At 73.5% G+C, this 12,704-nt stretch carries 10 protein-coding genes; 5 read left to right on the plus strand and 5 right to left on the minus strand.

What is annotated here, in order from left to right; all coding sequences use genetic code 11:
- Positions 1–7 precede the first annotated feature (7 nt).
- From ACMT9T_RS09930 to ACMT9T_RS09945, 4 genes are all read left to right on the plus strand, one after another.
- Positions 8–1,528 (plus strand): SulP family inorganic anion transporter, encoded by a 1,521-nt coding sequence (locus ACMT9T_RS09930; protein ID WP_414745404.1) that lies wholly within the window; start codon positions 8–10, stop codon positions 1,526–1,528.
- Between the two features lie 484 nt (positions 1,529–2,012).
- The gene (locus ACMT9T_RS09935; protein WP_414745405.1) at positions 2,013–2,432 is read left to right on the plus strand and encodes a BLUF domain-containing protein; all 420 of its coding nucleotides are present in this window, start codon (positions 2,013–2,015) and stop codon (positions 2,430–2,432) included.
- Positions 2,433–2,512: 80 nt separating this feature from the next.
- Entirely contained in the window at positions 2,513–3,151 is a 639-nt protein-coding gene (locus tag ACMT9T_RS09940; protein WP_414745406.1) for a hypothetical protein, read from the plus strand.
- Entirely contained in the window at positions 3,151–3,393 is a 243-nt protein-coding gene (locus tag ACMT9T_RS09945; RefSeq protein WP_043676086.1) for a helix-turn-helix domain-containing protein, read from the plus strand. Before ACMT9T_RS09940 ends, ACMT9T_RS09945 begins: the two co-directional genes overlap by 1 nt.
- On the opposite strand, the gene ACMT9T_RS09950 is transcribed toward ACMT9T_RS09945, so the two are convergent.
- The 5 genes from ACMT9T_RS09950 to dnaK all read right to left on the minus strand — a co-directional run bounded on the left by ACMT9T_RS09950 (position 3,390) and on the right by dnaK (position 8,755).
- Positions 3,390–4,625, minus strand: coding sequence for a class I SAM-dependent methyltransferase (locus tag ACMT9T_RS09950; protein ID WP_414745407.1), 1,236 nt, complete (start codon positions 4,623–4,625; stop codon positions 3,390–3,392). The genes ACMT9T_RS09945 and ACMT9T_RS09950 overlap by 4 nt on opposite strands.
- The gene (locus tag ACMT9T_RS09955) at positions 4,622–5,077 is read right to left on the minus strand and encodes a heat shock protein transcriptional repressor HspR (RefSeq protein ID WP_199409332.1); all 456 of its coding nucleotides are present in this window, start codon (positions 5,075–5,077) and stop codon (positions 4,622–4,624) included. The genes ACMT9T_RS09950 and ACMT9T_RS09955 overlap by 4 nt, the downstream gene beginning before the upstream one ends.
- A gap of 19 nt (positions 5,078–5,096) precedes the next feature.
- Positions 5,097–6,113 (minus strand): DnaJ C-terminal domain-containing protein, encoded by a 1,017-nt coding sequence (locus ACMT9T_RS09960; RefSeq protein WP_414745408.1) that lies wholly within the window; start codon positions 6,111–6,113, stop codon positions 5,097–5,099.
- 120 nt (positions 6,114–6,233) lie between these two features.
- Complete coding sequence (locus ACMT9T_RS09965) at positions 6,234–6,887, minus strand: nucleotide exchange factor GrpE (RefSeq protein WP_414745409.1); 654 nt, start codon at positions 6,885–6,887, stop codon at positions 6,234–6,236.
- On the minus strand, positions 6,884–8,755 hold the full coding sequence (gene dnaK, locus ACMT9T_RS09970; protein ID WP_119401795.1) for a molecular chaperone DnaK: 1,872 nt from the start codon (positions 8,753–8,755) through the stop codon (positions 6,884–6,886). Before dnaK ends, ACMT9T_RS09965 begins: the two co-directional genes overlap by 4 nt.
- Before the next feature lie 411 nt (positions 8,756–9,166).
- Between dnaK and ACMT9T_RS09975 the strand changes: the two genes are divergently transcribed.
- Positions 9,167–12,568 carry a DUF7507 domain-containing protein gene (locus tag ACMT9T_RS09975; RefSeq protein WP_414745410.1) on the plus strand — a complete coding sequence of 1,134 codons (3,402 nt, stop codon included), beginning with the start codon at positions 9,167–9,169 and terminating at the stop codon, positions 12,566–12,568.
- The last annotated feature ends 136 nt before the right edge of the window (positions 12,569–12,704 follow it).

A 12,704-nucleotide genomic window follows, 5' to 3' on the forward strand; every position in this document is an offset into this window, starting at 1 on the left:
GAGTCCCATGACCCGGACCGCCCCTGCCCCGGCACCCACGCCGGTGCGCACCAGCCCCACCGTCCTCCAGGCGCTGAAGGACCCGCGCCTGCTCACCCGCGAGACGCTCGCCGGCCTCGTCGTCGCCCTCGCGCTCATCCCCGAGGCCATCTCGTTCTCGATCATCGCGGGCGTGGATCCGCAGGTCGGCCTCTTCTCCGCCTTCGTGATGGCGGTGGTCATCTCGATCGTGGGCGGCCGCGCGGCCATGATCACGGGCGCGACGGGCGCCATCGCCCTCGTCATCGCGCCGGTGATGCGCGACCACGGCCTCGACTTCCTCATCGCCACCGTGATCCTCGGCGGCCTCATCCAGCTCGCCCTCGGCGCGCTCGGCGCGGCCAAGCTCATGCGCTTCATCCCCCGCTCGGTGATGGTCGGCTTCGTGAACGCGCTCGCGATCCTCATCTTCGCGGCCCAGCTCCCCCACCTGATCGGGGCGCCGTGGATGGTGTGGCCGATCGTCGCGGTCGGCATCGCGATCATGGCGCTGCTCCCGCGCGTCACCCGCGTGATCCCCGCGCCGCTCGTCGCGATCGTCGCGCTCACCCTCGTCACGGTGCTCGCGGCCGTCGCCGTGCCGACCGTGGGCGACGAGGGCACGCTGCCCGACAGCCTGCCGACCCTCTTCGTGCCGCAGGTGCCGCTCACGCTCGAGACGCTCGGGATCATCGCGCCCTACGCCGTCGCCATGGCCGTCGTCGGCCTGCTGGAGTCGCTCATGACCGCGAAGCTCGTCGACGAGGTCACCGACACGCGCTCCCGGAAGACCCGCGAGGCGCTCGGCCAGGGCATCGCGAACATCGCGTCCGGCTTCGCGGGCGGCATGGGCGGCTGCGCGATGATCGGCCAGACGATGATCAACGTGAAGGCGTCCGGCGCCCGCACCCGCATCTCCACCTTCCTCGCCGGCGTCTTCCTGCTCGTGCTGGTGGTGGGCCTCGGCGACGTCGTGTCGGTGATCCCCATGGCCGCGCTCGTCGCCGTGATGGTGATGGTCGCGGTCGGCACCTTCGACTGGCACAGCGTCCGGCCGTCCACGCTCCGGCGGATGCCCGTCGGCGAGACGGTCGTGATGGTCGCCACCGTCGTGGTGGTCGTCGCGACGGACAACCTGGCGATCGGGGTCCTGGTGGGCGTGATCGCCGCGATGGTGGTCTTCGCGCGCCGCGTCTCCGGCTTCACGAGCGTCACCCGCACGCTGGAGGCGGACGCGGACGGCGAGCGCGCGCTCTACGCGGTCGACGGCGAGCTGTTCTTCGCCTCGAGCGACGACCTCACCACGCGCTTCGACTACGCCGACGACCCGCACCGCGTGGTCATCGACCTGTCGCGCTCCCACGTCTGGGACGCCTCCACGGTCGCCGCGCTCGACGCCATCGAGACGCGGTACCGCGCGCGGGGCACGACGGTGGAGATCCGCGGGATGAACGAGGCGAGCCGCGCGATCCACGGCCGCCTCGCCGGCCGCCTCGGCGACGCGCACTGACGCGGACGCGGGCGCGGGCGCCGACGCCGACGCGCCCTGCGGATGTCCGCGGAGTGACGTGTCAGGAGATCCACCGGATCCGCGTCGACCGACCCCGGATCCGCATGGGCACGCGGCGCTCACCCGCTCCTCACCCACGGATCACCCCGCGTCCCGCACGAGTGGTCCCCCAAAGTGAGGACCGACGCCGTAGAGTCCTGAACAGCACAGCGGATTCCCCCGATGCCGTTGTGCGAATGGATACCCGAGGAGCGACCCGTCGCGTCCCCCCGCTCAGCGGGGCCGCTCATCAGATCCCTCCGCGCGCCGACCCGAACGGACGCGGCAGCAGCAGGGGCCCGGCGCGCACCGTACCCGCGAGCGCGCCGGGCTCTTGCCCTCTCCTGCACGCGCGCCTGTCCGACATCCGGCTTCGCGGGCCCGCCCCCTCCCGAACCGGGCTCCGACCGTCCAGGATGGGAGGACGGCCTGAGGGGGACCCATCATGCGCACGACCGTCTACACGAGCACCGCCACGCGGCACATGACCGACGACGACCTCGCCGAGCTGCTCCGCCAGTGCGTGCGGAACAACGACCGGACCGGGCTCACCGGACTGCTGCTGCACCGCGACGGCCGCTTCATGCAGGTGCTCGAGGGCCCGGACGACGCGGTCCAGGCCGTGTTCGCGGCCATCGCGGCGGACGAGCGCCACACCGACGTGCGCCTGCTGCTCGACGAGCAGATCCCCGCCCGGCAGTTCCCGGGCTGGTCCATGGGCTTCCGCACGGTCGACGACGCGACCGTCCGCGAGCTCCACGGCTACGACGACTTCCTCGACAAGCCGGCCTCCGCGGCCGCCCGCCCCGACGCCCCCTCGCGCGCCCGCTGGCTCCTGGAGTGGTTCCGCACGCACCCGGCGTGATCCGCGCGGCGCTCGACACGGGGCCCGCCCGCGTGCGAACATATCGACATTCGTTGTAACGATGAACGATAGGACGCATCATGAGCACCGCACCCCTCGCCGGAACCAGCGGCTCCGCGCGCGTCACCAGTGGCGTCCTCCGGGCCGCCCTCGCCCTCGCCGCGCTGGTCGCCCTCCTGGTCACCGCGGCTGCCGTGCTCAGCGCCGTCGAGACGATCCGCACGGGCGTCGTGCACACGTCGCTCGAGATGCGCGGGTCCCTCCCCGCCGAGGCCGACGCTGGCCCCGCCGACCTGCGCGCGGGCGCGTACCGCACGGCCGAGGTGGCGGTGGGCGAGCTGCCGGGCGGCATCGTCGTCATGCACGTGATCCGCATCGCGCTCGACGCCGCGGTCGGCGTCGCGCTCGCGGGCACCGTCGCGATCATCGCCCGGCGGCTGCTCCGGCCGGATCCCCTCGCCCGACGCCTCAGCCTCGTGGTCACCCTCGCGGGCGGCACGGTGATGATCGCGGCGCTGCTCTCCCTCGGCGTCCGTACGGGCGTGGCGTGGATGGTCGGCGAGGCGCTCAACGAGCCGACCGCGGGGGTCGACGGCTTCTGGCCGGTGGTGGCGGAGGTCGACCTGTCGACCATCGCGCTCGGCTTCGCCCTGATGATCGTGGGCCTCGTGGTCGAGCACGGCGAGCGCCTGCAGCGCGACACCCGCGGCCTCGTCTGATGGCGGGCGACGACGACGGCCCCACCGGGGTCCACTGCCGGCTCGACGAGCTGCTGGCCGCCCGGGGCATGACGCTCACGCGGCTGAGCGCGATCGTGGGGGTCAGCCAGGTGAACCTGTCGGTGCTGAAGAACGACCGGGCGCGGGCGATCCGCTACTCGACCCTCGTGGCGGTCTGCCGCGCGCTCGAGTGCGAGATCGGCGACCTGCTGGTGCTGGATCCGCCGACGCAGGCGGGCTAGGCCCGGGGGTCCGGCCGCGGATCCGGGTCCGCCTTCGTCGAGACGGCGACCGTGAACTTCGCGTTCCGCCCCGCCTCGCGCGTGGGCCCCACGATGCGCGTCAGCTGCGGCCGGTAGCCGAGCGGGCTGTTGTAGACCGTCCAGAGCTCGCCGCCGGGGCGGAGCATGCGCGCGGCCGCGGCGAACAGGCGCGGCGCGAGGCCCGCGTGCACGGTCGCGCCCGTGTGGAACGGCGGGTTGAGCAGCACGAGGTCGGCGGATCCGTCGGGCACGGTGGATCCCGCGTCGTCGCGCACCACGGTCACCCGCTCCCCGAGGCCGTTCGCCGCCACCGTCGCGCGGGTCGAGTCGACGGCCGCCCACGACTGGTCGGTCGCGATGACCCGGAGGCCCGGCCGGGCGAGCGCGACGGCCGACGCGATGACGCCCGTGCCGCAGCCGAGGTCCACCGCGACGCCAGCGTCGGGGGGCAGGTCGGGCAGGAAGGAGAGGAGGAAGCGCGTGCCGATGTCGACCTTGGATCCGGCGAAGGCGGCGCCGTGCGCGCGCACCTCGAGGCCGAGGTCGGGGTGGGACTCGCGGCGCGGGTACGCGTCGGAGGCTGCGGCGGCCTCGCGCAGGGGGCCGCGCGCCAGGAGGATCCGCGACTTCTGCCGCGCGAGCGTCGCGTGCACGTCCCCGAAGCGGCGGCGCAGCACGTCGGTCATCGCGGGGGTCATGTGCTTCACGCGCCCGCCCGCGAGCACCGTGACGTCGTCGTCCGCGGCGCGCGCGACCACGCCGGCCCACTCGTCGAGCGCGTCCAGGCTGCGCGGGAGGCGGGCCAGCACGACGCGGGCGCCGGCGGCGAGCTGGTCGTCGAGCCCGTGGTGGGCGATCTCCGCCCGCTCGCCGAGGAGCTCGGCGTTGAGGTCGAGCGCGGTCTCGGAGGCGAGGGCGTCCTGGTGCACGCGCAGGCGCAGCGCATCCACCGCCCCGGCCCGACGGAGCGCGGCGGCCGCGCCCAGCGCGAGCGCGCCGTACGAGTCGCCGATGACGACGAGCTCCTCCGGCCGGACGGGAGCGCCCGCGTCGGCGGCGGAGGCGAGCAGCGCCACCAGCTCGTCGAGGAGCAGGCGGTCGGCGGCGTCGACCGCGAAGAGGTTCTCGGCCTCGACGTCGGGCCGGCGGCGGAGCGCGCCCAGGTCGAGGAGGTCGTCGGCGATGGATGCGGTGGCGCGGGCGTCGCTCACCGGGCGCCGCGCCCGCCGCCGTCGGCGTCGCCGTCCGGCATGGTGAGCGCCGCGCGGTACAGCACGACCTCGGTCTGCCGCGACGGCCGCACGCCCGCCCGCAGCGACACCACGTCGCCGTCGCCGCGGGCCGCGAACACACGGCGGCCGGGCCGCGAGAGCAGCTCGTCGGCGAGCGCCGACTCCAGCTGGCGCACGCGCCCGCGGAGCTCGGACACCTGGTTCTCGAGCTCGAGGATCCGCGCGATGCCCTCGAGGCTCACGCCCTCCGCGCCCAGCCGGGCGACCTCCCGCAGCTGCACGATGTCGCGCATCGAGTAGCGGCGGGAGCGCCCGGCCGTGCGGGTGGGCGACACGAGGCCGAGGCGGTCGTACTGCCGGAGCGTCTGCGGGTGCATGCCCGAGAGCTCGGCCGCCACGGAGATCACGAAGACGGGGGCGTCCTCGTCCATCGTGTCGCGGGGATCCACGTCAGCCCCTGGCCCGCTCGATGAGCTCGGAGCGCGGGTCCTCGGCGGGGCCGGAGCTGGCGAACGCGTCGAGCGCCACGCGCTGCGCGTCGGTGAGGCGGGACGGCACCGCGACCTCGATGCGCGCGAGCAGGTCGCCCGTGCCCTTCGGGGTCGTGACGCCGCGGCCCTTCACGCGGAGCACCTTGCCGCTCGACGTGCCGGGCGAGACCTTCAGCCGCACCGGGTCGCCGCCGAGCGTGGGCACCTCGATGGTCGCGCCGAGCGCGGCCTCGGGGAACGTGACGGGCACGTTGACCCGGAGGTTCAGCCCGTCGCGCTCGAACACGGGGTGCGGTCGCACGTGCACGGTGAGGATGATGTCGCCGGACGCGCCGCCGTCGCCCGACGGCTCGCCCTTGCCAGCGAGGCGGATCTTCTGGCCGTCGGAGACCCCGGCCGGCACGCGCACCGTGAGGGGGCGACCGTCGGAGTCCTGCAGGCGCACGACGTCGCCCTGCACGGCGGTGAGGAAGTCGATCGTCGTGGACGCGGTGACGTCGCGGCCCTTGGTGGGCGCGCCGTACCCGCGGTAGCCGCCGGTCGACTGGCCGAAGCCGCCGTTGCCGAACATGCCGCCGAGGATGTCCTCGAACCCGCCCTGGCTGTACTGCGGCTGGCCGGATCCGAACCCGGCCGCGCGACGCCCGCGGCCGCCGGCCTGCTGGCCGAACATGCCGCCGAACACGTCCTCGAACCCGCCCGCCTGGCCGCCGCCGGCACCGGGCGCGGTGAAGCGCGCGCCGGATCCCATGGCCCGCATCTGGTCGTACTCGCGGCGCTGCTCCTTGTCGGACAGCACGGCGTTGGCCTCGCTGATCTCCTTGAAGCGCGCCTCGGCCGACGGATCCGGGTTGCTGTCCGGGTGGTACTGCCGGGCGAGCTTGCGGTAGGCCTTCTTCAGGTCGGCCTCCGAGACGTCCTTGGACACTCCGAGGACCTTGTAGAAGTCCTTGTCGAACCAGTCCTGGCTGGCCATCAGACGCCTCCCTTCTTCTTCTTCTCGTGGTGGGGGCCGCACGACCCGGTCCGGGCGCCCGCGCGTGCGGACGCCCGGACCGGGGTGGGTGCAGCCGGATCGATGCTGCGGTTGATGGCGCTACTCCGGCTTGTCGACGACGACCTTCGCGGCCCGCAGCAGCGTCTCGCCGATGTAGTAGCCACTCTCGACGACGTCCGCCACGGTGTCCACCTGGACCTCGGGGTTCGGCTTCTGGAAGATCGCCTCGTGCACCTGCGGGTCGAAGGCGTCGCCCACGGCGCCCACCTTGACCAGCCCGATGCGCTCCACGTTCGTGCGCAGCTTGGCGACGATCGCGGTGAGCGGTCCGCCCTCCGCGAGGTCGCCGTGCTTCTCGGCGCGGTCGAGGTCGTCGAGCACCGGGAGGATGCCCTTGACCACGTCGCCGACCGCGCGCTGGCGCTCGATCTCGCGGTTGGCCTCGGTGCGCTTGCGGTAGTTGGCGTACTCGGCGGTGACGCGCTTCAGGTCCGCGAGGTGCTCGGAGTCGCCCTCGACGGGCTCGTTCCGGGTCTTCTCGATGAGGTCCTGCAGCTCCTCGTCCATGGGGTCGGTCGTCTCGACGTCGGGGCCCTCGGCCTCGACGAACGCGCCGTCCTCGCCCGGGACCTCAGCCTGGTCCGCCGCCTGGTCCGCCGTGGCGTCGGGCCCGGCCGGGGACGCGGGCGCCGACTGCTCGGCTCCCTCGTCCTCGGGCGTGCGACCCTCGCCGTTCGCGGTGTCCTCGGTCATCGGTCGGTCTTCTTGTCCTCGTCGTCCTCGTCCACGACCTCGGCGTCGACGATGTCCTCGTCGTCCTTCTTCGCCTCGGACGCGCCCTCGGGGGTCTCGCCCGCGGCCTGCTCCTGCTGGCCCTGCGCGTAGATGGCCTCGCCGAGCTTGGTCTGGCTCGCGGAGAGCTTGTCGAACGCGGTCTTGACCGCGGCCTCGTCGTCGCCCGCGAGGGCGCTCTTCAGGCCGTCGACGTCGCCCTGGACCTCGGACTTGACGTCCTCGGGGAGCTTGTCGTCGTTCTCCTTGATGAGCTTGTCGATCGAGTAGGCGAGCTGCTCCGCGTTGTTGCGGACCTCGGCCTGCTCGCGGCGCGTCTTGTCCTCCGCCGCGTGCTCCTCGGCCTCGCGCACCATGCGCTCGATGTCCTCCTTGCCGAGCGAGGATCCGCCCGTGATGGTCATCGACTGCTCCTTGCCGGTGCCCTTGTCCTTGGCGGACACGTGCACGATGCCGTTGGCGTCGATGTCGAAGGTGACCTCGACCTGCGGGATCCCGCGGGGCGCCGGCGCGATGCCGGTGAGCTCGAAGGTGCCGAGGTTCTTGTTGTCGCGGGTGAACTCGCGCTCGCCCTGGAAGACCTGGATGGCCACGGACGGCTGGTTGTCGTCGGCCGTGGTGAAGGTCTCGCTGCGCTTCGTGGGGATGGCCGTGTTGCGCTCGATGAGCTTGGTCATGATGCCGCCCTTGGTCTCGATGCCGAGGCTCAGGGGGGTGACGTCGATGAGAAGGACGTCCTTGCGCTCGCCCTTCAGCACGCCGGCCTGGAGCGCGGCGCCGACGGCGACGACCTCGTCCGGGTTGACGCCCTTGTTGGGCTCCTTGCCGCCCGTGAGCTTCTTCACGAGGTCGACGACGGCGGGCATGCGGGTGGATCCGCCGACGAGGACCACGTGGGCCACGTCGCCGACCGAGACGCCGGCCTCGCGGATGACGTCCTCGAAGGGCTTGCGGGTGCGCTCGAGCAGGTCGTTCGTGAGCTCCTCGAACTTGGCGCGGGTCAGCGTCTCGTCGAGGTTGGCCGGGCCGTTCTCCGTGAGGGAGAGGTAGGGCAGCTGGATGCTCGTGCTGGTGGAGGAGCTGAGCTCCTTCTTCGCCTGCTCCGCGGCCTCCTTGAGGCGCTGCTTGGCGATCTTGTCGTTCGAGACGTCGACGCCCGTCGACTCCTTGAAGCGCTTGACGAGGTGGTCGACGATGCGCTGGTCCCAGTCGTCGCCGCCGAGGCGATTGTCGCCCGCGGTGGAGCGGACCTGGATGGTGCTGAAGTCGTCGTCCTTGCCCACCTCGAGGAGGGAGACGTCGAACGTGCCGCCGCCGAGGTCGAAGACGAGGATGAGCTCGTCCTCCTTGCCCCGGTCGAGGCCGTAGGCGAGGGCCGCCGCGGTGGGCTCGTTGATGATGCGGAGCACGTTGAGGCCCGCGATCTCGCCGGCCTCCTTCGTGGCCTGGCGCTCGGCGTCGTTGAAGTACGCGGGGACGGTGATGACCGCGTCGGTCACCGAGTCGCCCAGGTACTGTTCGGCGTCGCGCTTGAGCTTGCCGAGGATGCGGGCGGACAGCTCCTGCGACGTGTACTTCTTGTCGTCGATGCCGACGGTCCAGTCGGTGCCCATGTGGCGCTTGACCGACGAGATGGTGCGGTCGACGTTGGTGACGTTCTGGCGCTTGGCGGTCTCGCCGACCAGCACCTCGCCGTCCTTGGTGAACGCGACGACGGACGGCGTGGTGCGCGCGCCCTCGGCGTTGGCGATGACGGTGGGCTCCCCGCCCTCCAGGACCGAGACCACCGAGTTGGTGGTACCCAGGTCGATTCCTACTGCACGAGCCATGGGGTGTTCTCCTTCTGTTGCCGCGGCGCCCGGATCACGGGGGTCGCTTCGTGTGGTGACGCGGGTGTCCCGCGGAGTCTCGCTCGCGGTGCCGCTTCGTCAGCGGCGTGCTACTTGAGCCGCGATGACTCAACTCTACTCAGGGCGCGGCGAGCGTCAAGTCGCGGCGGTGGGAGTTGAGCGATGTCGGCTCAACTCACAGGATCCCCGGCGGCGACGAGCCCGCCCTCCCCCGGGTGGGGGGCCGTCCTCCCCCGGCCGGGGGGCCGCGGGGCCGGAACGGGGGCTACTGGTTCACCTAGTTCGCTACTGGCCACCTTCTGTCCGGTCGAGGGCCGACCTAGCGTTGCCGACGCGAGGCCGGGGGGCCTCGGGGCGCTCCGTGAGCGCGATCTCGAGGGGGTGGTCGACGTGGTCTCCGCGCATGCGCGTCACGCCGCCGAGCCGCGACCGGTCGAGGCCGGCGCCCGCTCCCGCCCCGGGATCCGCCGGCTCGCCGCGCTCGTCGTCGCGGCCGTCGGCGCCGCACTCCTCGTGACCCTGCCCGCGCAGACCGCGACCGCCGCGTCGCAGCTCATCGCCGAGTCGTTCACCGGCACGAGCGTCGCAGACCCCGCGTGGAAGCCGCTCGGCAGCGCCTGCCTCACGCGCGCCTCCTCGGCGCCGGGCAGCGGCAGCTCCGCCCTGGGCGTGTGCGGATCCCGGACGCAGGCGCCGCCCGCGAGCGCCACCCCGGGCGCCCTCCAGCTCACCGACAACCGCGCCAGCGCGGTCGGCGGCGTCGTCTACGACAACGCGATCCCGGCGAGCGGCGGACTCGACATCAAGTTCGACCAGTACCAGTACGGCACCTCATCCGGCGGCGCCGACGGCATCGGGTTCTTCCTCACCGACGGATCCGTGCCGCTGACCTCCGCGGGCCCGGCCGGCGGATCCCTCGGGTACGCCCAGACGACGACCTCGCCGGGCGTCGCGGGCGGCTACCTCGGCGTCGGCCTCGACGCCTACGGCAACTTCTCGAGCGGGACGGAGGGTCGCGGCGCCGGCTGCACGACCTCCGGCGTCCTCCCCAGCCCGAACACCATCGCGCTGCGCGGGCCCGGCACGGGCACGACCGGCTACTGCTACCTCACGGGCGGTGTGCCGCCGACGTCCCTCCGCGCGACGACGACGCTGATCACGCCCACCGCCGACCTCGGCCGCACGATCCGCATCACCGTCTCGACCGCGCGCTTCCCCGTGGTCACGGTCTACGCGGGCGCGACCGCCGGGGCGTCGACCGCCTCGCTCAGCCGGGTGCTGCAGTACACGATGACGACGGCCGCCCCCTCCTCCTACAAGCTCGGCTACCTCGCCTCCACGGGCTCCTTCACGGACACGCACCTGATCCGCGAGGTGAGCGTCTCGAGCATCGACGACCTCTCCCCCCTCACCCTCGTGAAGCAGATCGACCGTTCGACCGCGCAGCCGGCGGCCTACGCCGAGGGGCAGACGATCCCGTACCAGTTCGTGGTCACCAACACCGGCGGGCTCACGCTCTCGAACCTGGCCGTGAACGATCCGCAGGCCTCGTCGATCTCCTGCCCCGGCGGCCTGCTCGGGTTGGGCCTCTTCCTCAGCGGCAGGTCGATCACCTGCACGGGGATCCACGTCGTGACGCCCACGGAGGCCGTCTCCAGCACGTTCACCAACAGCGCGAGGGCGAGCGGCATCAACACGCTGCTCGCGGGCGTGACGAGCAACACGAGCGCCGTGACCGTGCCGATCGTCGCGCCCGCCCCCGCTCTCGCGCTCACGAAGACCGGCACGCTCACCGACTCCAACGGCAACGGGCGGGCGGACGTCGGGGAGCGGATCGCGTACTCGTTCGTCGCGCGCAACGCCGGGAACGTGTCGCTGCGGCAGGTGGCGGTCGCGGATCCGCGCGTCACGGGCATCAGCCCCGCATCCGTGACCCTCGCGCCGGGCGTCTCGCAGACCTTCACCTCGACCGCGTACACGGTGACCCAGGCCGACGTGGACGCCGGGACGCCGCTCGTGAACACGGCCACCGTCTCCGGCCAGACCTTCGCCGGGGTGGCCGCCCCGACCGCGACCTCGAGCACCAGCACGCCCGTCAACGGCTCGGCCGCGCTCAGCCTCACGAAGGGCGCGACGCTCTCGGGCGGCACCGGCGCGGGCGCGACCGTGACGTACGCGTTCTCCATCCGGAACACCGGGACCGTGCCGCTCACCGGGGTGGTGATCACGGATCCGCTGCCCGGGCTCTCCGCCATCGCCTACACGTGGCCGGGCACGGCGGGCGCGCTCGCCCCCGGGGCGACCGCCACCGCCACCGCGACCGCGACCGTGCGGCAGGCCGACGTCGACGCCGGGCAGGTCGCGAACACGGCCACCGTGCGCGGCGCGAGCTCCGGCGGCACGCCCGCGCAGGCCTCCGCGAGCGCGACCGTGCCCCTCACCCGCACCTCGACCTTCGCCTTCACCAAGACCGCGACGCCCGGGAACGTGCCGGCCGCGGGCGGCGTCGTGACGTACGCGTTCCGGCTGCAGAACACCGGGACGACGACGCTCACCGGCGTCTCCATCGCGGATCCGCGGGCCGGCGTCTCCGCCCTCGCGTACACGTGGACCGGGACCTCGGGCACGCTCGCGCCCGGCGAGGTCGTCACCGCGACCGCCACGTACACGGTCACGGCCGCCGACGTGCAGGCCGGATCCGTCGTGAACACCGCGACGGCCTCCGCCACCGCGGCGACCGGGGCCATCACGCGCACCGCGACCGCGACCGTGCTGGCCGTGCCGGATCCGCTCGCCGACGCCGCGACCACGCCGCAGGGCGTGCCCGTCGTGATCGACGTGCTCGCGAACGACGGACCCGCCGCGACGGGCGCGACCCTCAGCCGCGCGCAGCTCTCGGCGACGCCCGTGCTCGTGGGCGGCGCCGTGGGCCCCGTGCCCGCGTCGCCCACCTCAGGCAGCGCGACGTGCGTCGCGAGCGGCACCGAGCGGGGGCGCTGCACCTACCGGTCCGCCGCCGGGTTCACGGGCGTCGACGTCTTCGACTACGCGCTGCAGAGCGGCGCCGGCACATGGAACGTGCGGGTCACCGTCACGGTCACGGCCGTCAACCGCACGCCCGTCGCGCGGGCCGACCGCCTGGTCGCGACGGTCGGCGGGCCCGAGGTCATGATCGACCCGCGGGCGAACGACACCGACGTGGACGGCGACGCGATCGCCATCACGGTCGCCACGCCGCCCGCCGGGCTCCCCGGGACGCTCGCCTGCTCGGCCACTCTCTGCACGTACCGGCCGCCGGCCGCCGGGGCGACGGGATCCTCCGTGGTCGCGTACACGATCACCGACCGGCCGGCCGCGCCCGGGTCCGGCAGCTCCGCGTCCTCCACGCTCACGGTGTTCCTGGATCCCGCACCGCTCGCGGCCCGCGGCTTCACGCACCGCGACGACGCGTCGCTCGGCGCGGGCACCGGCACCTGGACCTCGACGACGACCGTCACCGCCGCGACCGCGAGCTGCGTCGCCGGCCGGCCCGTCACCGCCGTCGCCTGGGCCGCGGTCCCCGGCGCCACCGACCTCCTCGTCGAACGCCGGGTCGCGGGCACCACGCCGGGCGCCTGGATCCCGGTCGCCCGCCTCGGCGGATCCGCGACGGGCTTCTCGGACGACCGGCTCGGCGAGTCCCGCTCCTACCAGTGGCGCGTCCGGCCCGACCTGCAGCGCTGGGTCGGCGTCGCGAGCGCCCCCTCCTCCGCGGTCGTCCAGCCGGCCGCCGTCTCCGCGACGGGCTGCTGATGCCCGCCCCTCGACCCCCCGTCCCGCATCCGCCCCCGGATGCGGCCGCCCGCCCCGACCACCACCGCACCAGCAGCACCAGCACCAGCACCGGCACCAGCACCAGCACCAGCACCGACAGCACGACCCGCGCGCA

The organism is Clavibacter vidaverae (assembly GCF_047529985.1).
Taxonomy (GTDB): Bacteria; Actinomycetota; Actinomycetes; order Actinomycetales; family Microbacteriaceae; genus Clavibacter; species Clavibacter nebraskensis_A.

Coding starts and splice junctions, on each gene's coding strand:
- ACMT9T_RS09930 (WP_414745404.1), top strand. CDS start 8: ATGACCCGGACCGCCCCTGCCCCGGCACCCACGCCGGTGCGCACCAGC.
- ACMT9T_RS09935 (WP_414745405.1), top strand. CDS start 2,013: ATGCGCACGACCGTCTACACGAGCACCGCCACGCGGCACATGACCGAC.
- ACMT9T_RS09940 (WP_414745406.1), top strand. CDS start 2,513: ATGAGCACCGCACCCCTCGCCGGAACCAGCGGCTCCGCGCGCGTCACC.
- ACMT9T_RS09945 (WP_043676086.1), top strand. CDS start 3,151: ATGGCGGGCGACGACGACGGCCCCACCGGGGTCCACTGCCGGCTCGAC.
- ACMT9T_RS09955 (WP_199409332.1), bottom strand. CDS start 5,077: ATGGACGAGGACGCCCCCGTCTTCGTGATCTCCGTGGCGGCCGAGCTC.
- ACMT9T_RS09960 (WP_414745408.1), bottom strand. CDS start 6,113: ATGGCCAGCCAGGACTGGTTCGACAAGGACTTCTACAAGGTCCTCGGA.
- ACMT9T_RS09965 (WP_414745409.1), bottom strand. CDS start 6,887: ATGACCGAGGACACCGCGAACGGCGAGGGTCGCACGCCCGAGGACGAG.
- dnaK (WP_119401795.1), bottom strand. CDS start 8,755: ATGGCTCGTGCAGTAGGAATCGACCTGGGTACCACCAACTCGGTGGTC.